Genomic DNA, 23097 nt, shown 5'->3' with positions numbered 1-23097 from the left:
TCAGAAATCCCGCGTGTAGAAGATGTCCAGAGAAGCGGCCAGGCCACTGGCTGCTTCCAGGTAGAAGTACCTCCCCAGGTCGTAACGCAATGCCACGGTAGTGATTGGTTCGAAGATACCGACCCCATAACGAACACTGAGCTCCTCAGTCAGGTAGCCACTAGCTACAATTGACGTTTGCTCGCCTGATCCCTCCGCCTCAAGCATCAGGTCGCGGACACCAAACTCTTCACCGATCTTCCCAGTCACTTTGCTGGCCTGAGTCAACCCCAATGACAGGGCTGCCTGTCCCATCTGTCCCTCTTCGCCCCGGCTTTGCGCAGGACGCCCCAGAATCACATAGGACAGCGCATCGGTCTGACTCATATCCGGGGTCGAAAATACTTCTGTGGCCGGGGACTGCACCGGGCCACTCAGGCGGATACCCGCCACTACCGACCCCACGGTTCGAATAGCCTCAATGTCCAGATACGGCTGGGTGAGGTTACCCACGAAAAGAATTCGTGCCCTACGCAGCTCCAGCTCCTGACCATAGGCGTCATACTGGCCATTCACCAGTTGGAGCGTGCCGCGGGTATCCATATCGTTGCCGATCCTCAGGCTGCCCTCGAGGTCGCCCTTAACGCCAAACGCAGCAAAAGTGACCCGATCTTCACCGACCACCACCGTCACATCCATCTTCAGGGAACGAATCACCGGCTCCTGTGGCTCTACGCCCACAATGACCTCATCGTCGGAAACTGACACTGCCTGCTCAGGCAGGCCTTTGATTTCGATGCTTCCCCGGGGGACGGCAACCTGCCCCGCGACGCTCAGTTCGCCCTGCCGGAAGGCGATCGTTAGATCCGGCTCCACTTCCAGCCGTGCGTATGGCTCCAGACTGAAAGGTACGCGCTTGCCACGGATGGTTAACTCACCTTCCGGTCTGTTCTCCCAGTCCAATGTGCCACCCACGATCGTTTCGCTTCGGGCGTTGCTCTTGATTCTGCCATTTATATCGGCGGAATAGCCGTTGAGATCCAGACTCAGAAACACATCATCCAGAGGCACCGGAAGCCTTGGATCGACCAGGCGTGCATTACTCAACGTAATTTCACCCTTTACCATCGGTTTCATCAGAGGACCCGACAGCTTCCCCTGACCTTTAACCTTGCCAGACACCCGCTCCAGCCCGGTAAATATTCCAGCCAGGGCGATGTCCAGGCCCTGAAGACTGAATTGCCCAGTCACCGTTCTCTCCGGGGTTGCCGGATCGACAGCCGTATTCACTGTCAGTTCACCCAGCTCTGGCCCCGATAGCCGAATATCCAGCTCCGCCTTTTCGGGTTGCAGGTTCAATCCGACAGTGAAGATTTCATGTTGCAGGGATTCCCACTCCTCATTAAGCAGCACCCGGAACTCCCCTTTTCCCGCATCCATCCGAACCTGGCCCCTTGGGCCTTCAGCCGCCATGGTAACGTCAATGCTACCGTTCAGCTGAGCCCGCCAGCGCAAGGCCTCCGGCATCAACGGATCAAGAGCCGCCGCCGGGAAGTTATTGATGCGATATGCAATCCGGGGTGTTGGCAACAGCACCTGATCTTCAGCACAGAACGAACTCTCCTGCCAGCTCCAGCAATGGGCGTCGAACGTCAGTTGTCCATTCTTCCGATAGGCTAATTTTGCTGGAGACTGAAGCCTCCAGCTCTGGTCCTGCTCCGGTATCTCAATCAGGCCACTGGCCAAGGCGCCTTGCCAGGCCGTCCATGAGTCGTCAAAACCGCCGCCAAACACGAGCCGAAGGTCTGCGTCCTCGTGGTTCGCGGTCAACGTGAGGCGATGATCATCCTGGATTCCGGCCGCATCCAGAGTAACGGACTCCAGGCGCTGGCCTCCGGCCTCGATACCGCCGATTTCAGCATGACTCCTGAGGCGAAAGCCCGGCGCCAGCGAGGCATCCAGGTCAAGGCTGGCAAGCGTTACCGTATCCTGCCAGGCAAGCTCCTGGGCGCTGAAAGTCAGGTCGCCCTGGGGATCATCCGGCGTACCAGCAATGTTGAGTTTCGCCGTCATCCGGCCTTTGAGGCCTGCCAGTATTTCGCCCGGAGCAGGCAATGACAGAACGAGATTCCCGTCCAGTGCTTCGCCCCAGACGCCGCTGCCTTCAAGGCTGTTTTCACCAACCGCTACGGCAAGCCCGGAAACCTCCCAGGCTCCGGATGCCGTATTCAGCGTGCCCACTGCGCTGGCAGGTTTGGACTTCCACTGTCCGGCAAGGTCCCACCGGGCCGTCATATCCGGTATTTCACCCTCACGTAGAGCGCCCCGTGTCTCAACGTCGCCACTGAGGCTGGCCTCCAGCATCGGAAGCCAGTACCCCGGGTTGAAGTTATCAAGCTTTAACGCCGCCTCCCACGACAGCGGCCCGGAGAAATCCAGTGCCCCACCACCAGCCAGCGAACCGGCTCCTGTCGTCACTTTCAGGTCTGTCAGCGTGGTCGCGCTCAGGTCACCATCGACCACCGACGACAAGGTAGCTTCGCCCTGGGGCCCGTCAACAGCCGCCTTCAGCCGCGCGTGATATTGCCCGTCACCCCAACTCACTGAGCCATCCAGACTATTGAGGATGACCGGCGGTTCCGAGACGCCGGGCAGCAGCGAGAACCAGGGAAACTTCGTCAGCGAGACATCGGCCTCGGCGTTCAGACCGCCCTGCCAGTTCACCTTTCCGGCAACCCTCACTTTTCCCGTCTGCTCCGGTTTTTGCGTCGATAACTCCAACTCAATATCCCGCGCCGCTTCTGTACCCACATGACCCCGGAGCAACAGGTTTATCGGCCCCTCTGTACCCGGTAATACTGCGCGGCCTCGGGTTTCAAAGCCAGACTCAAGACTGCCGTTCGCCTCCAGAAACCAGTCCCGGAGAACCAGCGTCTCAGGCAGGGTCTCCAGTGCCAGGAAACTCCTGGAAGTAATCTTGAGCTTTGCGGGCAGAGCCCGGTCAAGCGGCGAAACATTGCCCGTAAGCCCGGCGTCCAGGTACCCGTTGCTACGCCCAGCCAAGGTAAGGTCCCGCACGCTGCCAGACAGATTGACATCAAGTAACCATTCATCCCCGGAGGGCGGCGGCAGGGAGGCCTGAACATTGAGGTCTACAGGCCAGTCCCGGCGGGTTGCCACTCTCCCGGAAACCGTTACGCTGTATGCATCCAGTTCGTAAAAACCTCGTTCCAGCATCCAGTCAGCACCAGAGCCAACAGCCGCAAATTCCAGACGATCCCAGATTTGGCTGCCGTTAAATACAAACGGGCCAACAGACACATCACTGATTCTGACACCCAGCGGTAAATCTATGGTTGGTAACGTCAGGTCTGACCCATCGGCCTTCCCGGTTGAAGATGGCTGGACATTCACGACCAGTCTCTGGGCATGAAGGGTGTCAAGACAGAGCTCTTTGTTGAACAGACACGAGGGGGACCATTCAATGAACGGAGAATCCACCTCGACATTCACACCGTACCCGCGCCACTCAAGCGTTTGCGCGTGCCACTGACCAAACAGTGAGCCCTGGCCGTCTGTGACTGTCAGTCCGGGCACCTGGTCGATAACCCAGGTTGTGCCCGTTTCAGAGCGAAGTGCCAGCAAAACAATGACAACAAGAATGGCGGGCAACAGGATAAGTACAGCAAATGCCAGCAACAGCCAGAACCACAGGGACCTGCGTGCTGGAATCTCATCCTGCTCATGATTCTGGTGTTGATCCGTCACAACTCAGGCCCCATGGAAAAGTGAATTCGCCATTCACCACCGAGTTCCGTATTCAACCCCTTGGCAACGTCCAGGCGAAGCGAGCCGACCGGGCTGATCCAGCGAAGACCGATACCAGCTCCCGTGGCCAGAGGATCAAAAAGATCGTTAATGGCATTACCGTGGTCTACAAACAACGCCACCCGCCATTTGTCGGCAAACTGGTACTGGTATTCGCCGCTCCCCACAAGCAAGTATCGCCCACCAACCGGTACTCCGTTATCATTTTCCGGCGACAGGGTTTCATAACCGTAACCACGAACGCTTTGGTCTCCACCGGCAAAGAAACGCAAAGAGGGAGGCACATCCTCAAAGTGGTTGGTCGCAACGCCACCAAACTGCACACGGCCAAGGAAACGATGCTTCCCGAACAGGGTAAAAAGCCCCTTGGCCAGCGCATTTACATGCAGGATATCCACATCGGACAACACCGCCCGATGTGAGCCGACAACATCAAACTGCAAGTGATACCCTTTAAACGGATCCAGGGCGGAGTCCACAGACAGCCTGGAGTAGCTGGCGCCAGGTAATAGCAGGCTACTGGTGCCTTTTTCGTCGTTGCCAATATTAAAAGTCTCATTCTCCAGGCGAATGGAAAGCACTTGCAGCCATCCTATATCCAGCTGGTGCTGCCACTGCTGGCCAAGCGTGAAACGCTCGGATTCAACATTCTCAATGTCTTCTCTCTGGTAACCCGCAGTCAGCCGTATCAGATCGGTCATGGGTGGATCCAGCGGCAGCTCATACCAGGTCGTCAGATTTTGTCGGGGCGCGGATAACTCCGTTTCTGCACCCCGTTTATGTCCCATCGGGTTGATCCAGTGCTCCCGCCAGGTACCGCGTAACCGTGGCCCGACATCCGTCGAGAAACCGATACCGGCTGAAATTGAACGAGGATCCCGACGGTTCACAGCAACCTGCACCGGAATAACACCGTCAACAGCATTGGAAGGCCTGGCATCAATATCCACCCCCGAGAAATAGCCGCTGTTAGACAGGTCCCGGTTTAGCCTGGCGATTTTATCTGCATGGTAGGGAGTGCCCGGCTCAAAGGTGACGAAATCCCGGAGGAGCCCGATTTCAAAGTAGTGGCCTTCGTCAAAGTACACCTTGCCGAGATGATAGCGATCACCACTCTCATAGATCAGTCTCACCACCGCAGTCCTGGCCTCGGGGTCGACTTCGAGCGTTCTGGCAACAAATCTTCCATCAAAGTAACCGCGGCGGCGGGCACGGGTCTGGATATTGTCCCGAAGTGCCGAGTACTCGCCATGATTCAGGATATCCCCCTCGGCAGGGTGTGCGGGCAGATCATCGGAGAACTGCGGATCCGACGCGGCAGCACCGCGAATCTCAACCGTTCGTGATGTTACGCGAACCGGCTCTCCCGGGGTAATCAAGAGCTTCAGGCTAGAAAGGTCATCCTCATCGCCTTCCTCCACCCGCCAGCTGATCACAGGACTGTAATACCCCAATGCTCGCAGGGCCTTTTCAGCCTGGCCAACGGCCGTAGGTGCGTAACGGCGCAAACTAAAGGCGCTTCGACCTTCAATCTCGCCGATAAATGCCTCAGCGTTGTCTTGAAGGTTGGGATAGTCACCCTCGACCTGGACTTCAACCTGCTGGGCAAAACTTACCAGGGGGCACACTAGAAAAAGCAGCGCCAGCAACCGGGTTCGGCCTGAGTTAACAACGTGATTTTTAGATAGCATCCGGCTATTTCAGCGTTAGGGGTTGGGATAGAACCTTTTGTTCAAGCGTGGGAGTTAAGCTCCGGGTGGTCAAGTTAATCCACCGCCAGTCGTCGGCGGCGCTGAAATAAGCTAACCTGTCAGCTACTTATACAGTCCTGACAGGCAACAGGAAACCCTGAATGCTCCACATTAATCGAGAAAACCTGAAGTCCAGCCACCAGCTGATCTGGTTTGTGGTTGACTTCGTGATGCTGGGCCTGCTGATCATCAACCTGACCTTCATCATCTGGGATTCCATCTACAACTTTGTGGCCATACAGGAGCTGTTAAAGAACCATGCCCCGACGTTACAGGCGCTCTATCACCCCATCCACGAGCGGTTCATTTTCTATGACATGATCTTCGTCAGTATTTTCCTGACCGAGTTCTTTCTGCGCTGGGGTTATTCTGTGAAGGCCAGCATCTACGACCGCTGGTATTTCTATCCGTTTATTCACTGGTACGATCTGGTCGGCTGTATTCCCGTCGGCAGCCTGCGTTTCCTGAGGGTTTTGCGGGTCATATCGATTATCTATCGCCTGCACCAGTACAAGATCATTGATGTCACCAACACCAAAATCTACCGCTTCGTAAATTTCTATTACGAAGCTTTTATGGAAGAACTGTCCGACCGCATCGTTATCAAAGTGCTGAGCGGCGTCCAGCAAGAAGTGAGGCGCGGCTCTCCGCTGTTTGACAAGATCCAGCAGGATATCCTCTACCCTCGTCGGGACATGTTGTCCAACTGGATTTCCGACCGTGTGGCGGAAGCGGCCCAGGAAGGGTATGTACCCAACCGGGGTGCCCTTCGCAGCTACCTGGAAGACCGCGTTGACAATGCGCTCAAACAGAACCTTGAACTGTCCCGGCTCAAATATCTGCCTGTGGTGGGCCCTACCATTCAGGAAACCCTTGAAGAGGCTGTAGGGGACATCGTTGCAAACGTTATACACCAGATCCTCGAAGATCTGGCATCGGCCTCTAATCACGCGTTTATTGAAGACATCGTGAATGTGTTCCTACCCGCGCCCGGCGGCGTGGAGGCAGAGGCAGACGAAGCCCAGAACGAGGCACTCATCAGTCTTATTATCGAGATCATCGATGCCGTGAAGCAGCAGGTTCGCGTGAAATACTGGCGAGAAGAACTGCCCTGACGACCCGTTCGTTACGGACGCCTTTTCCAAAACAACAAGAGCCGACACTATGGATGCGTTGCACTACCGGCCGGCCTATCAGCTCGTCGCCGATCTTAAAGCTGGCACTATTTCCAGCGAAGCCGTTACACGCGCCTTTCTGGAACGTATCCGGCAACACAACTCCGAGATAAACGCCGTCATTACGCTGGACGAAAACCGGGCTCTGGAACAGGCAACGGCTGCTGACAAAAGGCTGGCTGCAGGCGAAAAAGCCGGCGCACTGCACGGATTGCCGCTAACGCTGAAGGACACCTGGGAAGTTGCCGGTATGACCACCACTGCCGGTGCACCACCACTAAGTAACCATATTCCCCGCATTCACGCAGACATCGTCCAGCAACTGGAAGATGCCGGCGCCATTATCCTCGGCAAAACCAATGTGCCCATCTACGCCACCGATCTTCAGAGCTACAACAAACTCTTCGGTGTTACCAACAACCCCTATAACCGCGACCATACACCTGGTGGTTCCTCTGGCGGTGCCGCTGCGGCTCTGGCAAGCGGCATGACACCCCTCGAGGTTGGCAGCGACCTGGCAGGGTCCATTCGCACACCCGCCCATTTCTGTGGCGTATTCGGGCACAAACCAACCCGCGCGCTGGTCTCATTCCGGGGCCACATTCCCGGGCCTCCGGGCACCCAGTCCCGGCCAGACCTGGTGGAAGGTGGCCCCATGGCCCGCTCCGGTAAAGATCTGGAGCTTTTACTCGGCGTCATTGCCGGACCGCGCCCCGCAGAGGCCCGTAGCTGGTCACTGACCATGGAGCCCTCCAAACTGGATAGTCTGGACCAGGCCCGCGTTGGTCTCTGGCTGGAAGATCCGCTCTGCCCGATTGATACCGAGCTGGCCAGCGGCTATCAAAACCTTGCAACAAAGCTGGGGAATAAAGGCGCGCTGGTGGCAGAGGCGACTCACAGCTTGCTCAATATGGAGCATATCCTGCCTGCCTATTTTAATTTACTGGGCAGTCTTCTGAGCACCTCTCTCAAACCCGCCCAGCGCCGCCAGATGAAGTGGATTGCCCTGCTGGAAAAATGGCTGAAATTCTTCGGTCCGGTCACGCCCTTTATCGGCGAGTACGGACGTGGTGTGAATCAGGCCGTACATCGATGGGCGGTCTGGAACGAAGTGCGGGAGAAGATGCGGGCCGAGATCGAAGACCTTTTCCGAGAAATAGATGTCCTGCTGACACCAGTCACACCCACCACGGCTATCAAGCATGATCACAGCCAGCCGGTCTTCAAACGCCGGATTATGGTCGCTGGTCAGCCCAAAGCGTACATGGACCAGTTCTGCTGGATAGCCCTGGCCACCCTGCTCGGCCTGCCGGCAACCTCAGTGCCTGTTGGGCGAACCGAAAAGGGCTTGCCATACAACATTCAGGTGATCGGGGCGCCCGGGAAGGATTTAACCACCATCAGGTTTGCCCAGTTACTTGAGGAGGCAGGATTGGCGGGCTTTGAGCCACCCACTGGACTCTGAACAAAAAAGCCGACTGAATAGTCGGCTTTTTTAAACGGTAGCGGGGACTGGAGAGTTATGAGACTGATGCTGTCTGGAGAGGAAACAGGCTCTATCAGGCAGCACCCAGCGGCACGATCAGCACCGGACGCTTAGAGTGAGTCAGCGTCTTGGTCGCGGTAGAACCCATCAGTGCCTGACCCAGCGAGCTGTGCTTGCGGGTTCCCATAACAATCACATCGGCATTCATCTCGTCGCCGACTTCAAGAATTTTGCGCCAGGGCGTGCCTTCCTCGATGCGCGCCTCAATATTCTTCATGCCTAGCACTTCGTGCTCTTCCAGCTCTTCCTCGCAGAAGCGCTCTATCCGCCCGCGGATTTTGACGCTCAACGCCTCAACGCCCTTGTTCAGCATCTCGTCGAGCTCTTCTTTTTCCATCATATTACTCAGCACACTGCGTGTAGTGCCCGACAGGGACTCAATTACATACAGATACGTGATCTGAGCTCCGGAGTAGTGACCACACAGGCTGACCGCTGCACGGAATGCCGGACGTGAACCTTGATCAAGATCGGAGACATATAAAATCTTTTTAACATCATGAAACATCGTCTTCTCCTCTATCCATCCGTGACAGGTAACGCTGTGCCGCTTAGTGGTACAGCATATCCGGCAAAAACAGTGCAATCTGGGCAATAAACACAATCAGCGCCAAGCGCACAATATCGGCACACCAGAACGGGGTAACACCTTTGAAGATAGTGCCCGTTTTGACATCTCTCAGTACTGCACTGAGCACAAAGACGTTCATACCCACGGGCGGCGTGATCAGACTGATCTCGGTCACGACAACAACAACTATGCCGAACCACACCAGATCGAAGCCCAGACTCTCCACCAGCGGATAGAATACCGGCACTGTTAACAGGATCATCGACAGGCTCTCAAACACCATCCCAAGCACAATGTAGATAGCCAAAATTGCCAGAATCACGACAATCGGGGCCACATCCAGTGCAGTCACGAACCCCAGCAGCATATCTGGCAGCCCGGCCCGGTTAATAAAATCTGAGAAAATCAGCGCCCCGATCACCACAGCAAACAGCATGGCAGAAGTACGCGCTGTATCCGCCAATGTTTCGAAGAGTGTCGAGAGGGTGAGGCTGCGCCGGGCAAGGGCAATCACAAAAGCGCCACCGGCACCGATGCCCGCCGCTTCCGTCGGCGTGAAAACACCCAGATAGATACCGCCCATAACGACGGTGAACAATAGCAATACTCCCCAAACGCCTTTCAGAGCACGCAAACGTTCCGACCAATCGGCTTTCTCACCCGCGGGGCCGGCGCTGGGATCCCGCCAAACCACATAACGCACCGCGACCATATACATTACCATGCCGAGGATGCCCGGAATGAATCCGGCGGCGAACAGTTCACGGATAGAGGACTCGGTCAGCAGACCGTAAATGATCAGAATCACGCTCGGCGGAATCAGGATGCCCAGAGTGCCGCCAGCAGCGATAGAGGCGGTGGCCAAGGAGTCGGCATAACCGTATTTGCGCATCGGTGGCATGGCCACCTTGCCCATGGTCGCGGAGGTCGCCAGACTGGAGCCGCAGATCGCCGAGAAACCACCACAGGCGACTACCGTTGCCATGGACAACCCGCCCTTTCGATGACCGAGAAAGGCATTGGAGACATGGTAAAGCTCCTGGGCCAGACCCGAACGGGTCACCAGGTTCCCCATCAGCACGAACAACGGAATGACCGAAAGGCCATAATTCTGGACCGTATCGATCACCCGGTTCGACGCCATCGACAGAGCGCCCCGCCAGCGGAAATCCATGACGTTGGTCAGGTCCAGCCCCATCAGAAAGGCGAAACCAAAGAAACCGACCAGGCCCATGGCAAAGGCAATTGGCACCCTCAGAACCACGATCATGAAAAGGAGAACGGCAAAGCCGGTCAGCACGACGGTCATAGAATTTTCCGTAACTGATTGGTTTATTTGTTAGCAGTGAACAGGATGCGATAAACCCCGAGCGTTATCATGCACGCGGCGGTCAGCCAGCTCATAATGGCAATGTACTCGGTGATATAACCACTGGGCAGGCCGAGAAATTCCGTCACAACACCACGCCGGATCGACCTCTCGCCAAGCTCAAAGATCCGTACCGCAAGGAAGTACATCGAAGAGGAAATAACCAGGGCGGAAACCAGCCCGAGAACCTTCAACACCTTCTGCCCCAGCACATTGTCCAGCAGGTCCACCACAATATGCCCACCCCGATAAGTGATAACCGGCATCGCCGCGAATACCATCAGGGCAAGGCCGAGCCGGGTGAGCTCAGTGGCCCCGGGAACGGGACTGTTGAAGAGATAGCGTCCGGCCACGTCCACGCAGGTAGTCAACATAAGCAGGAAGAGAACTGACGCTGCCAGAACCTCCAGAAGGAAGACCAGCCACTTGGCTGGCCCCTTCTCGCTATAATGCCTGTTAACCCAGGTAGCGAGAGACATGTGGTTACTCCTGGTGTTCACGCTCATACTCTCGGGCAACGGTCCGCAGTTCCTTGAGCGCCTCTCGGGCATCCGGGGCACGATCAGAAACGTTCTGGATCCACTGTTCGTCCATGCCCTGAATCAGCTTCTGGAAGTCCTTCGCCATCTGATCACCTTCCTTAACCTGGATGATGTTGACGCCGGCTTCCTGCGCGGCCTTCAGGCCCTCGTCATCAATACCATCCCAGGCACGTCCGGCCAGGGCGGAGAGTTTTTCACCCGATACGCTCATGATCGCCTCGCGATCCTTGGGGTCCAGCTTTTCCATGAAGTATGGGTCGATGAACATGGAAAAACTGCCGAGGTACATGCCGCCAGGGAGCATGGTGACGTTGGGCGCCACTTCCTTGAGACGCAGAGTCTTCTGCTCACCCATGGGGAGGAAGGCACCATCAATCACCCCCTGCTGCATCATTTGATAGACTTTTGGGGCGGGCGCCGAAACCGGAGTCACGTCCATCCGCTTGCCAAGCTCGGTCTGGACACCACCACCAATACGAATCTTCTTGTCCTTGATCTGATCGAAGGAGGTGATTGGCTCAATGGAATGGATATAGCCCGGACCATGGGTAAACGTGCCAATGAGTGTCAGGCCTTCAAACTCACCGGAGTCCATGAAGTACTTGTTATACACCCGCCAGAGTGCCACGGAAGCCGCCTCGGCTCCCACACCCAGACCCGGCAATTCCACAATCTGGGGCAACTGGAAACGGCCCGGAACGTATCCGTGGTAACTGAATCCGGCGTTGACGACACCGTCCTCTACCAGCTGGAACATGGTTTTCGGGTGGCCCAGATCGTTTTCGATTTCAACCTTAACCCGTCCTTCGGTTGCCTCTTCGACCCATTTGGCCCATGTCGGCCAGACCACTGCGTTCTGTGGGTTAGTCGGCGGCAGCCAGGTTCCGACGTGCAACGTCGTGGCGGCAAGAGCGCTGCCGGATATCGCCAGCCCCAATGAAAGGATGGCGGCTTTGGTAAAGATCTTTGTTTTTGTCATAACGGCCTTTCTCCTGATTGTTTTGTAGTTATCACTTGCATTGCCGCGGCCTGGGTAGACCCGCGAACATTCCTGACGCTGCAACTACAGGTCCTGCAGCGCCCACCCTTTGTCACACTCCCGTCAGGTGTTTGAGAACAGAGGATGAATGTTGTTCTTGTTGAATTTTAGAACAGGATCCAGCTCCGTCATCTCGAATGAGATCTGACAATAGCCGGTATCAGTGACTGGCTTCATCCAGTCGCAGAGAATGTCGAACACCCGCTCCGCGACTTCTTTCTTCAACGCCATGTCCCGGCCGTGACCGATCTTCAGAGTCAGGTTGAGGAACGAGAAGCCTTCCCTGCCATCCGCGACCCGGAAATCGTCACAGCGAATAGCCCGACTACGCACACCACCAATAGGAAAAGCCCCGGTAGAGACAACGTATTCGTGCAAACTTGCAAACAGCGACTGGAACTCCAGACGGTCGTGGAGGTTACCTGAATACTCGACGATGAAATGAGGCATAGGATGAGTCCCGGATTATAAGTTCATCGTTGTTGATGGACGCCCCTGAACGCACTTGCTAACCAGAGGCTACCCAGAATCTAATTAACATATTAAGTTTTGTCAACACACTCTGTAAAATGAAATATGCCTGCCGAGCAGAAGTTCAGGAGCATACAATTCGGACGCTTGACTTACTTAATATGTTAACTAAAATAGGGAAATTATCGTTGAGGCCTGGAGTCCATTCCAGCCTCCAGGCTCAGGCAACTGCCGCCCGCGACAGGCCATCGCCGGTCATCCACCCGACAAAAAAAAGGTGCATAACAAGCATGTTGACGAAAGATCAAATCGAAACGGCTGCCGACAGGCTCTACCAGGCCGAGACCAGCCGCAAGCAGATCCCGGCCCTGACGCTCGACTACCCGGACATGACCATGGAGGAGGCCTACGCCATCCAGAAAGCCTGGGTGGATCGCAAAGTGGCCGAAGGCCGTAAGGTGATGGGCTACAAGATTGGCCTGACCTCTCGTGCCATGCAGATGTCATCTAATATCGATGAGCCGGACTATGGTGTACTGCTTGATGACATGCTGATCGAGGACGGTGCCACCATCAAGGCATCCGACTTCCTCGACCCACGCATAGAAGTTGAACTGGCCTTCGTGCTGAAAAAGCCGCTGTTCGGCGACGCCGTCACCATCTTCGATGTTATCAACGCCACGGACTACATCATCCCGTCCCTCGAACTGATCGCGGCCCGCTGCCTGCGCACCGACCCCGATACCGGCTACACACGCAAGGTCTACGACACCATTTCCGACAATGCCGCCAATGCCGGCATCGTCATGGGTGGCCGCCCCATCCGGCCGATGGACATCGACCTGCGATGGGCCGGCTGCATGCTGTACCTCAACGGCAAGATCGAAGAAACCGGCCTGGCCGGTGGCGTTCTGGGCAACCCCGTCAAAGGCATAACCTGGGTTTGCAAGCGCTTTGCGCCGCACGGGGTTGGCCTGGAACCAGGCCAGGTCATCCTGTCCGGCTCATTCACCCGCCCTGTCCCGGTCAAGGCCGGCGATACCGTGCATGCAGATTTCGGCTCTCTGGGCGGCGTGACCCTGAACTTCGACTAACCAGAACGCACCGAAGGAACGACCATGGAACTGTCTAAAAACCGTTTCAAACAGGGGTTGGCCGCAGGGGAAACCCAATATGGGCTCTGGCTGGGCCTGCCAGACAACAGCGCGGCCGAAATTGCCGCGATAGCCGGCTTTGACTGGCTGTTGATCGACGGTGAACATGCCCCGTTCGACCTCCGCACCATCATGTCTCACCTGCAGGCAATGGCACCCTACGACGTCGCCCCGATCGTGCGCTGTGTCGAAGGCAATACTGCACTGATCAAGCAACTGCTGGATATTGGTGTGCAGACACTGCTGGTACCAATGGTGGAGGACGCGGAACAGGCAAAACAGCTGGTACAGGCGGTTCGCTATCCACCGGCCGGCATTCGCGGCCTGGGCACCTCGCTGGCCCGAGCGGCCCGCTGGAACCAGACACCAGGCTACCTGAAGAAGGCCAATGATGAGATCTGCCTGATCGTCCAGGTGGAAACCGTCAGTGCCATGGACAACCTCGATGAGATCCTTGCCGTTGACGGTGTCGACGGGGTCTTCATAGGCCCGTCCGACCTGTCCGCATCCATGGGCTACATCGGCGACGCCGGCAACCCGAAGGTGGTCGATACGGTCAACAAGGGCCTCAGCAGAATACGTGCTGCCGGCAAACATGCCGGCCTGCTCTGCCTCGACCCATCCCTGACAGAAAGCTACATCAAGCACGGTGCCAATTTCGTCGGTGTGGGCGTCGACACCATGATCCTGGCCAACGAAACCCGAAAGCTGGCGCAGCGCTTCAAACAGGGCGCCCCGGCTGAAGACGACAAACCTCAGGCCGGCTACTAATCAACGGCGGCCACCACAAGAAAAGGTTAATCATGACAGCAAACACCCTGGTTCACAGCAAGCTGATCTGCGTCGCACTGAACGACAAGTCCCAGCTGGCTGCTCTGGAAGGGACATTCAACGAAGCCCCCTACAAGAAACCACCGACCCAGCCGGTGCTGTATTACAAGCCACGTAACACCTGGAACGTTGATGGCGCCGAGGTGGAATGGGCGAAGGATTTCGACGGCAACGACGTTCAAGCCATGGCAGTTGGCGCCAGCCTGGGCGTGGTCATTGGCCGCGAAACCTGCCGCGTCAGTCAGGCTGAAGCACTGGATTATGTCCGTGGCTACACCATCGTCAGTGATTTTTCGCTGCCGGAAGAAAACTACTTCCGTCCCGATATCAAGGGCAAATGCCTGGACACCTCCGCGCCGGTCGGCCCGGAGGTCGTCCCGGCCGACACCATCGCCAACCCCGACGCCCTCACTGTCACCATCCGAGTCAATGACGAGCAGAAGAGTGCGATTGCGCTGGCTGACATGAAGCGCAGCGTTGCCGAGCTGATCAGCACCATCTCCTGGATCATGACGCTGCAGCCGGGGGAGATCATCGCGGTAGGCTTTGCCGGTGACCGTGTCCCGGTCACCCGAGGTGACAGAGTGGAAGCAACGATCGAGGGTGTCGGCACCCTGACCAACACACTGGGAGGTGCCTGAGCCATGAGACACGCACGCATCATTTTTGACGGCCGCGAGCTGGATATCGACATCGACACCAACGATCGCATCACCACCAGTGGCGGCGAGGTGCTGGACGTAGCACTGGATTCGGACGATATCACGTGGCTGCCACCCGTAAAGGAACCGGGCACCATCTTCGCACTTGGTCTGAACTACGCCGACCACGCCACCGAGCTGTCGTTCGAACCGCCCAAGGAACCGCTGGTATTCATCAAGCATGCCAATACCCTCACCGGGCACAGGCAGGTCAGCTACCGCCCCGACAACATTGAATTCCAGCACTACGAGTGTGAGTTGGTGGCGGTAATCGGTAAAGCGGGCAAAAACATCAAACGCGAAGATGCGATGGATTACGTAGCCGGCTATACCGTGTGCAACGACTTCGCAATCCGCGACTATCTGGAGAACTACTATCGCCCCAACCTGCGGGTAAAGAGCCGGGACTCCCTGCTGCCGATGGGACCGTGGATTGTCGACCGCGAGGACGTGGCGGACGTCAACAACCTGCGCCTGACTACCGAGGTCAACGGCAAGATCACTCAGGACGGCTCCACCAGCGACATGATCTTCGACGTTCCCTTTCTGGTGGAGTACCTGAGCAAGATCATGACCCTGAATCCGGGTGACATGATCGCCACCGGTACCCCGCACGGCGTGGTCGACATGCAGCCCGGCGACACCGTGATCTGCACCATCGAAAACATCTGCTCACTGGAGACACGCATCGTCTCCGAAAAAGAGTACTACGGCGACAAATACTGAGCCTTCAGGAGAACGATCATGAGCGATACACAAGCGACCAACCTGGAACGTGCCCAGCGCTACCTGGAACGTTTCAGGAACAACACCACCGGCCACTACATCAACGGTGAGTTCACCCTCGGTAACGGCGGCAAGGAATACGACAACATCACGCCGACCGACAATAGCCCCATCGGCAAGATCATGGCCGGGTCAACCGACGATATGGATGCCGCCTGCAAGGCTGCCGAAGATGCCTTTGAAGCCTGGGCCGCCACCCCGGGCGCCGAGCGCAAGCGACTGCTGAACAAATTCGCCGACCGCCTGGTCGAGCGTGCCGACGAAATCGCCCTGGTCGAGTCCATGGACTGCGGCCAGGCGATCCGTTTCATGAAAAAGGCGGCCGAGCGAGGCGCCGCCAACTTCCGCTTCTTCGCTGACAAGGCGCCGGAAGCCCAGGATGGCCTCTCCCTGCAGCAGCAGGAACACACCAACTTTACTATACGCAAGGCGATTGGTCCGGTAGGCATCATCACGCCCTGGAATACGCCATTCATGCTGTCTACCTGGAAAATCGCTCCGGCTCTGGCGGCGGGCTGTACGGTTGTCCACAAGCCAGCCGAACTGACTCCGCTGAGCGCCCATATCCTGGCCGAAATCGCCGATGAAGTCCTGCCCAAAGGGGTATGGAACATGGTCAATGGCTTTGGCGAGACGGCGGGTAAGCGCATGACAGAACACCCTGCGATCAAGGCTGTGGCGCTGGTGGGAGAATCCGCCACTGGCTCCCACATCATGCGCCAGGGTGCCGACACCCTCAAGCGCATGCATTTCGAACTGGGCGGAAAGAACCCGGTCATCGTGTTTGACGACGCCGACTTCGAGCGGGCGCTGGATGCAGTTGTGTTCATGATCTACAGCCTGAACGGCCAGCGCTGTACCTCTTCCAGTCGTTTGCTAATCCAGAGTGGCATTCGTGACAAGTTCATGGCTGCACTGGAACAGAGGGTTCGCAACCTTAAGGTCGGTCACCCGCTGGATCCGGACACCGAGGTCGGCCCTCTGGTACACAAAGAGCACTTCGACAAGGTCCTGAGCTATTTCGACATCGCTAAAGAGGATGGCGCCAACACCGCCGTAGGCGGCAAGCGCATCACCGAGGCGAACGGCGATCTGGACCCGGCCGGCAACTATCTGGAGCCGACCCTGTTCACCGATGCCAACAGCAGGATGCGCATCGCTCAGGAAGAGATTTTTGGTCCGGTACTGACCACTATCACCTTCGATACCGAAGAGGAGGCTATCGCGGTCGCCAACGATACGGAGTACGGTCTGTCCGGCTACATCTGGACCGAAAACACCGGCCGGGCCATGCGCATGGCCCGGCATGTCGACGCTGGCATGCTGTGGGTGAACTCCGAGAACAACCGCAACCTGCCGTCTCCGTTCGGGGGCACCAAGATGTCCGGCATCGGCCGTGATGGCGGCGACTGGAGCTTCGATTTCTACATGGAAACCAAGAACGTCTGCATCGCGCATGGTACTCACCGGGTGCCGCAGCTTGGCAAGGGCTGATTGCGCGTCCCAGGCCAAACCAGCCGGACCCCGTGCAGCGGCACGGGGTCCCGGTCCCATAAAATTTCTGCTAGATTCGCGCCATGAGCGAAACCAATCAGACTGAATGGATTCCCAACATCATCCTGGGACAGGACTACGACAGGCGCTATCTCGATGCGTCTATACACTATGATGTGCTGGAAAACCTGGCTGCTTTCTATGGCCGGGACATGCCGGTGCACCGCCACGCCCAATATGTCCAGATCCACTATATCGATCGTGGCGTGATCGATTTTCATATCGATGACAAAGTCTATGAAGTGATCGGGCCCAGCTGTTTCTTCACGCCGGCGTCCATTCCCCATTCGTTCCGCACCGATCCCAGCGCCCGCGGGCACGTTCTGACAATTCACCAGTCTCTGGCGTGGCAGCTGATGCAAGATAACGTCAGTCGCGAAATCAATACCAGCCTCACAGAAGCGATCTGTCTGGAGCGCGACCGCCTGCCCGACGAACAGAAAACCCAGTGGACGCTGCTGAACAGTATTCTGGAAGACATCCAGCTGGAATGGTCCGGGAATCAGGCGGCAAAGGAGCTGGCGCTGGAGAGTCTCGTCCGGCTGTTACTGATCCGCCTGGCCAGGCTTTCTTTCAAACGGTCGGCCAGCAGAACCGTCGACAACGAGGACCTGCGACTGTTCCGTCGTTTCACCGATATCATAGAGGAACACTACCAGGAGCAGTGGCACCTGCCCCGCTACACAGCGGAAATGGCGATTTCGGAAAGCCGGTTGAACCAGACCTGTCAGCGGATTGCCAACACGTCCCCGAAGAAGCTGATTCACGACAGAGTGATTCAGGAAAGCAAGCGAATGCTGATATTCAGCAATCTTTCAAGCAACGAGATCTGCTACCAGCTTGGCTTTTCCGATCCTGCCTACTTCTCGCGCTTCTTCAAGAAGCAAACCGGGATGACCACCCAGAAATTCCGCAGGCACACGGCACTCCGCAGAACACACTAGACATCCCTTAATATATTAATAAAATGGCCCGTTGCGACTATTGGCAATGACTTGTCGAATTCCCAGAGACCGGACCACTGAGGTAACCCAGTTCATGCGCAAGTTTGATGATTCGCTTCCCCTTCGGCTGCTTAAGGCCCGCGAGGCTGCCATGGGTTTTTTCCGCCCCATGCTTCAGGAAATTCCTCTTACCGAACAGCAGTGGCGTGTGATCCGGGCGCTCTATGAATTCGAGGAACTGGAATCGAAGCAGTTGGCAGAACTGTGCTGCATTCTCAGCCCAAGCCTCACCGGAATCATCAACCGGCTTGAACAGCAGGGTTACATAAACCGCCGCAAGTCGCCGGAAGATCAGCGCCGAATCCTGATCAGCCTGACCGACACGGCCAAGACAATGTTCGCCAGAATGAGTCCTCGCGTTGAGGCACGCTACCAGGAAATGACCGAGCGTTTCTCGCGCGAGGACATGAAAGCGCTGGAAGAATTGTTGACCAAATTCTGTAATATGAAGCCCTGAAGGCCCTTCCTCTCCCGCCTATCTCCCGACCTGAAAGCGTTGACATTAGATAACATATTAACTAAATTATTATTTAACATGTTAATTAAATTGGAGCGGCCGTTTACGTCCGCCCAACACAGGTGGAGATTACCCCGTAATGCTTCAAGAAAGTTATCCGTACTTCCTCGCCAATACCGCCGTGTCAACAAACCAGCATCTGGCAGTCCACGACAAGTATACCGGTGAAGTGGTCACCCAAGTAGCACTGGCCGAAGCACTGTACATCGAGGCCGGGAAGGCGATCAGGGATGTACGTTACGCCATTGAGGACATGACCGAACTGCGCCTGCTGGTCATCCGTGACCCACACTGAGACAACGTCGAAAATGACAGCCGATACCCCGGTACGCAGACCATCCATCGCACTGATGACCCTGATCGCCATGGCAAGTCCTTTGGCGCTCAACCTTTTCGTGCCAGCGATGCCGGACGCGGCCCGGGAGTTGCAGACCAATGTCGGGGTGATTCAGCTGAGCTTTACCGCTTATCTGTTCACACTGGCGTTCGGCCAGTTACTGTCCGGCCCGCTGGCCGACCACTTCGGCCGGCGCCCAATCCTGCTCGGGGGACTGGTTTTGCACACCATCGGCAGCCTGCTGGGGGCACTCGCACCCGATGTGACGCAGCTGATCGCCGGCCGTGTACTGCAAGCGCTCGGTGGCAGTGCCGCGATGGTATTGGCGCGCACAATCATCATTGATATCTATGGGCGCGAGGGCGCCGCCGCCCGCATGGGTTATGTTGTCATGGCAATTGCCACCGCCCAGACAATCGCCCCGACGGTCGGCGGCTATCTGAACCTATGGGCAGGATGGAATTCCGTTTTCTATATTTCCCTGGGCATGGGTGGCGTCGCGTTGCTGGTGGCCACGCTACAGTTGCCGGAAACCTGCCGTGTGAAGAGCGACAGCCTGCGACTGGGGCCGGTCATCCAGCGGTATGCCAGTGTCTTCAGTTCGGGGGGGTATATTGGCTACGCACTCTCCACCACCTGCATCGCCGCGGCGTTCTATATGTTTGTTGGCACCGCGCCCTATATCGTTGACGGCCTCGGTGGTAACTCTGCCCTGTTTGGCACCTGGTTCCTGACGGTCTCGCTGGCATTTATGGCTGGCAGTTTCCTGTCGACCCGGCTGGCCAGGCACGCCAGTGTCGACCAGGTGCTGTTGTTCGGCAATGTGCTCTCGCTGACTGGCGCACTGACACTGCTCGGTTTCACGCTTGGTAGCACGCTGACCTATGCCACGCTGTTCCTTCCGATGGCGCTGGTAACTCTCGGCCGCGGATTCAGCCAACCCAATGCCCAGTCCGCTGCGATCAGTTGTTCACCCACATCGGCGGCCACCGCCTCCGGGCTGATGGGGTTCATACAACTTTTGGCCGGCGCCGTGATTGCCCAACTGATGCCGTTGCTGCTCGGCGACGGCGTACTGCCGATCGCCGTCTGTATCTGTCTGGCACCGGTGGCTGCGCTCGGTGCCCACTATTACGCAGTCAGTCGCCAACGCAGTCCGGCAGCAGAAGCCTGAGGAGAGTATCGTGGTGCCATTAAAACATCCCCGGAGACTCATCGTCCTACTGGCCGCCCTGCAGGCGTTTGGCCCTCTTTCCATCGACATGTATCTCCCGGGCCTGCCACTCATCGCTGCTGACCTGCAGAGCCCGGAGAGCAGTATCCAACTGACCATCACGGCGTTCCTGTTGGGCCTGTTCATCGGCATGCTGTTCTATGGCCCCCTGTCCGACAAGTACGGCCGCCGGCCACTGCTCCTTGGCGGAATCTCCCTGTACCTGCTCGCCAGCCTCGGCTGTATTCTTGCCCAAGACGCCAACCAGCTCGTGGCGCTTCGGTTCGTCCAGGCCCTGGGTGGCGCCGCCGCTTCCGTTCTAGGCCGGGCGGTCGTTCGTGACCTGTTTCCGGTCAATGAGTCCGCCCGCGTGCTGTCGCTGATGCACCTGATCACCATGATTGCGACCCTGATCGCACCGTTACTCGGTGGTTACCTGTTGTTGATCTTTGGCTGGCGCGCCCTGTTTGTCGCCCTGATGGTGTTTGCCGGCATCGTGCTGGCCATAACCGCCGTCAAGGTGCCGGAAACCAATACCGGCACCTCCCGCAATGCCAGCATCCTCGGCGTCTTCTCTGCCTATTTCCGCATCATTCGCCACCCGCTGGCGCTCGGCTACATCCTGTGCATGTCATTTTCCTTCGCCGGCATGTTTGCTTATATCACCGCGTCGCCCTTCGTCTACATCAATTACTTCGGTGTGCAACCCCAGCATTATGCCTGGCTGTTCAGTCTCAACATCGGTGGCATCATTCTCTTTGTAACCATCAACGCCCGCACAGTCCGCCGGACCGGCCCCCGCAAGATGCTCCTGATCGGTGCCGGCATTGCGGCCGCCTCCGGGATCGCGCTTTTGGTAATCGGACTGCAGGACATCGGAGGACTACCGGCCATCGTTGCCGGACTATTCGGATATGTCGGAGTCACGGGTGTTCTGGGGGCTAACTGCATGGCGAGTTTGCTGCAGCACTACCCGCAACAGGCCGGAGCCGCAGCCGGGCTTGCCGTAGCAACCCAATTCGGCCTTGGGGCACTGGCAAGCTCCCTGGTCAGCGCCCTCCATGACGGCACACCACTACCAATGACACTGGTTGTCGGACTGGCGGGTCTGCTCTCGGCCTCAGCCCTGGCAGCGGCACTGTTCTCCGAGAGACGGTCGGATCATGCCTCGCCCAAAGGCGCAGGATAAGAATGGAGGAATCAGGCAATGCCGGAAAACAGAACCGAAAAATGCAATTTTTAACGTGAATACTGCATTTCCTGTCAAAGAGGAGCCGCGAATAATTGAGTTACAGAAGCTGGAATCAAGCCCTGCCAATCACTATCAAGAGTATGGCACTGTGTCATCCAGCGCACCCGAAGCTTTCAACAACAAAAGGAAACTGTCATGGGAAAACTCGCGCTTGCCGCTAAAATCACACATGTACCATCCATGTATCTATCCGAGCTGGACGGTCCGCAGAAGGGCTTTCGCCAACCGGCCATCGACGGTCATATCGAGATCGGCCGCCGCTGCCGCGAGCTGGGCGTGGATACCATTGTCGTATTCGATACCCACTGGCTGGTGAACGCCAATTACCACATCAATTGTGGCGCCCACTTCAAAGGTAATTACACCAGTGGCGAACTGCCTCACTTCATCTCCAATATGAAGTTTGAATATGACGGGAACCCTGAGCTGGGCAAACTGCTGGCCGCCGAATGCAATGCCCAGGGCGTTGAAACACTCGCGCATGACAAGACCACCCTCGATCCTGAGTACGGCACTCTGGTCCCCATGCGCTATATGAACGAAGACCGCCATTTCAAGGTAATCTCGGTCTCTGCACTGTGTACCGTGCACTACCTGAATGACAGTGCCCGTCTGGGTTGGGCAATGCGCAAGGCGATCGAAGAGCACTACGACGGTACCGTGGCCATTTTTGCCAGCGGCTCGCTGTCTCATCGCTTTGCCCAGAATGGTCAGGCGCCGAAGTTCGCCACCAAGACCTGGTCTCCGTTCCTGGAGCGCCTGGATCATGATGTGGTTCGGATGTGGGAAAATGGCGAGTGGGAAGACTTCTGCGAGATGCTGCCCGAATACGCCGTAAAAGGTCATGGTGAAGGCTTTATGCATGACACCGCCATGCTGCTCGGCGCACTGGGCTGGTCCGAGTACGACCAGAAAGCGGAAGTACTGACACCTTACTTCGGCAGCTCAGGGACTGGCCAGATCAACGCGGTATTCCCGGTATCCAAAGTCAGCGGCGACAAGGTTCCTGCCCCGCAGGCCTCAGTCACCGAGTCCTTTATTCCCGGTTCAAGCCGCATCTGAGAGTAAACGTCGGAGACGATAACGGCCTGCAACTGCAGGCCATTATCAGGGCACCCAGTTGCTGTGCATTTTTGTGGGAATATTAAACAGATTGTCTGCAGCTACGGTGTCTTGCCCCAAACAACTCAACACCGAAATTATTGGTTGAGTTTTGATCAATAATCTGAGCCAGTCGTGAGCTGTGATGACCCGGGTTAAATATGGAAAAGTGCAATAATAAACCAGAATTTTACATTTCCTGCACAAGCTTAACTGCGCAGAATTGAGTCAGTCTTTCATGATCATTATCAAGGCTATTATTCGGGTAACGACTCGAAGGCCATCACATACGGACAAAAAAGCGGATTCATATAAGAAACACAGCAAACCGGTCTCAATATCATCCGACCGGGCCCAGAAAACAAAAAGGAGAAGT

Annotated in this window: 20 protein-coding genes; 13 read left to right on the top strand and 7 right to left on the bottom strand. The window is 56.8% G+C overall.

The window, feature by feature from the left end:
- On the bottom strand, nucleotides 1-3747 hold the full coding sequence (locus tag KFJ24_RS03360) for a translocation/assembly module TamB domain-containing protein (protein ID WP_250829674.1): 3747 nt from the start codon (nucleotides 3745-3747) through the stop codon (nucleotides 1-3).
- On the bottom strand, nucleotides 3744-5498 hold the full coding sequence (locus KFJ24_RS03355; RefSeq protein WP_250829673.1) for an autotransporter assembly complex protein TamA: 1755 nt from the start codon (nucleotides 5496-5498) through the stop codon (nucleotides 3744-3746). The genes KFJ24_RS03360 and KFJ24_RS03355 overlap by 4 nt, the downstream gene beginning before the upstream one ends.
- Before the next feature lie 161 nt (nucleotides 5499-5659).
- On the opposite strand from KFJ24_RS03355, the gene KFJ24_RS03350 reads away from it, so the two are divergent.
- Nucleotides 5660-6673 carry a hypothetical protein gene (locus tag KFJ24_RS03350; protein ID WP_250829672.1) on the top strand — a complete coding sequence of 338 codons (1014 nt, stop codon included), beginning with the start codon at nucleotides 5660-5662 and terminating at the stop codon, nucleotides 6671-6673.
- A gap of 49 nt (nucleotides 6674-6722) precedes the next feature.
- The gene (locus KFJ24_RS03345; RefSeq protein ID WP_250829671.1) at nucleotides 6723-8198 is read left to right on the top strand and encodes an amidase family protein; all 1476 of its coding nucleotides are present in this window, start codon (nucleotides 6723-6725) and stop codon (nucleotides 8196-8198) included.
- A gap of 94 nt (nucleotides 8199-8292) precedes the next feature.
- Here the strand turns inward: KFJ24_RS03345 and KFJ24_RS03340 are convergent, their stop codons facing one another.
- From KFJ24_RS03340 to KFJ24_RS03320, 5 genes are all read right to left on the bottom strand, one after another.
- Entirely contained in the window at nucleotides 8293-8787 is a 495-nt protein-coding gene (locus tag KFJ24_RS03340; RefSeq protein WP_250829670.1) for a universal stress protein, read from the bottom strand.
- A 43-nt stretch (nucleotides 8788-8830) separates the two neighbouring features.
- The gene (locus KFJ24_RS03335) at nucleotides 8831-10159 is read right to left on the bottom strand and encodes a TRAP transporter large permease (RefSeq protein ID WP_250829669.1); all 1329 of its coding nucleotides are present in this window, start codon (nucleotides 10157-10159) and stop codon (nucleotides 8831-8833) included.
- A 23-nt stretch (nucleotides 10160-10182) separates the two neighbouring features.
- Nucleotides 10183-10698, bottom strand: a complete 516-nt coding sequence (locus KFJ24_RS03330; RefSeq protein WP_250829668.1) for a TRAP transporter small permease — start codon at nucleotides 10696-10698, stop codon at nucleotides 10183-10185.
- 4 nt (nucleotides 10699-10702) lie between these two features.
- The gene (locus tag KFJ24_RS03325) at nucleotides 10703-11740 is read right to left on the bottom strand and encodes a TRAP transporter substrate-binding protein (RefSeq protein ID WP_250829667.1); all 1038 of its coding nucleotides are present in this window, start codon (nucleotides 11738-11740) and stop codon (nucleotides 10703-10705) included.
- Between the two features lie 123 nt (nucleotides 11741-11863).
- The gene (locus tag KFJ24_RS03320) at nucleotides 11864-12250 is read right to left on the bottom strand and encodes a 5-carboxymethyl-2-hydroxymuconate Delta-isomerase (RefSeq protein WP_250829666.1); all 387 of its coding nucleotides are present in this window, start codon (nucleotides 12248-12250) and stop codon (nucleotides 11864-11866) included.
- 311 nt (nucleotides 12251-12561) lie between these two features.
- Here KFJ24_RS03320 and hpaH point away from each other — a divergent pair, with 311 nt between their 5' ends.
- From hpaH to hpaD, 11 genes are all read left to right on the top strand, one after another.
- A complete protein-coding gene (gene hpaH / locus KFJ24_RS03315) occupies nucleotides 12562-13365 on the top strand; it encodes a 2-oxo-hept-4-ene-1,7-dioate hydratase (RefSeq protein ID WP_250829665.1) in 804 nt (267 codons plus the stop codon).
- Nucleotides 13366-13389: 24 nt separating this feature from the next.
- Nucleotides 13390-14196: a 4-hydroxy-2-oxoheptanedioate aldolase gene (gene hpaI, locus KFJ24_RS03310; RefSeq protein ID WP_250829664.1), complete on the top strand. Its 807-nt coding sequence runs from the start codon at nucleotides 13390-13392 to the stop codon at nucleotides 14194-14196.
- A 32-nt stretch (nucleotides 14197-14228) separates the two neighbouring features.
- Nucleotides 14229-14897, top strand: coding sequence for a fumarylacetoacetate hydrolase family protein (locus tag KFJ24_RS03305; protein ID WP_250829663.1), 669 nt, complete (start codon nucleotides 14229-14231; stop codon nucleotides 14895-14897).
- 3 nt (nucleotides 14898-14900) lie between these two features.
- Nucleotides 14901-15683, top strand: coding sequence for a fumarylacetoacetate hydrolase family protein (locus tag KFJ24_RS03300; protein ID WP_250829662.1), 783 nt, complete (start codon nucleotides 14901-14903; stop codon nucleotides 15681-15683).
- Nucleotides 15684-15701: 18 nt separating this feature from the next.
- Complete coding sequence (gene hpaE / locus KFJ24_RS03295) at nucleotides 15702-17237, top strand: 5-carboxymethyl-2-hydroxymuconate semialdehyde dehydrogenase (protein WP_250829661.1); 1536 nt, start codon at nucleotides 15702-15704, stop codon at nucleotides 17235-17237.
- An 83-nt stretch (nucleotides 17238-17320) separates the two neighbouring features.
- Nucleotides 17321-18241: a 4-hydroxyphenylacetate catabolism regulatory protein HpaA gene (gene hpaA / locus KFJ24_RS03290; RefSeq protein WP_250829660.1), complete on the top strand. Its 921-nt coding sequence runs from the start codon at nucleotides 17321-17323 to the stop codon at nucleotides 18239-18241.
- 94 nt (nucleotides 18242-18335) lie between these two features.
- On the top strand, nucleotides 18336-18758 hold the full coding sequence (gene hpaR / locus KFJ24_RS03285; RefSeq protein WP_250829659.1) for a homoprotocatechuate degradation operon regulator HpaR: 423 nt from the start codon (nucleotides 18336-18338) through the stop codon (nucleotides 18756-18758).
- Between the two features lie 139 nt (nucleotides 18759-18897).
- The gene (locus KFJ24_RS03280; protein WP_250829658.1) at nucleotides 18898-19113 is read left to right on the top strand and encodes a hypothetical protein; all 216 of its coding nucleotides are present in this window, start codon (nucleotides 18898-18900) and stop codon (nucleotides 19111-19113) included.
- A gap of 13 nt (nucleotides 19114-19126) precedes the next feature.
- Nucleotides 19127-20329 carry a multidrug effflux MFS transporter gene (locus KFJ24_RS03275; protein ID WP_250829657.1) on the top strand — a complete coding sequence of 401 codons (1203 nt, stop codon included), beginning with the start codon at nucleotides 19127-19129 and terminating at the stop codon, nucleotides 20327-20329.
- A 10-nt stretch (nucleotides 20330-20339) separates the two neighbouring features.
- On the top strand, nucleotides 20340-21557 hold the full coding sequence (locus tag KFJ24_RS03270) for a Bcr/CflA family multidrug efflux MFS transporter (RefSeq protein ID WP_250829656.1): 1218 nt from the start codon (nucleotides 20340-20342) through the stop codon (nucleotides 21555-21557).
- A 198-nt stretch (nucleotides 21558-21755) separates the two neighbouring features.
- A complete protein-coding gene (hpaD, locus tag KFJ24_RS03265; protein ID WP_137434873.1) occupies nucleotides 21756-22682 on the top strand; it encodes a 3,4-dihydroxyphenylacetate 2,3-dioxygenase in 927 nt (308 codons plus the stop codon).
- Nucleotides 22683-23097: the final 415 nt, after the last annotated feature.

The sequence above is a fragment of the Marinobacter sediminum genome, from assembly GCF_023657445.1.
GTDB lineage: Bacteria > Pseudomonadota > Gammaproteobacteria > Pseudomonadales > Oleiphilaceae > Marinobacter > Marinobacter sediminum_A.
The sequence above is the reverse complement of the archived record's forward strand: the minus strand, read 5'-3'. Positions and strand labels throughout refer to the sequence as shown.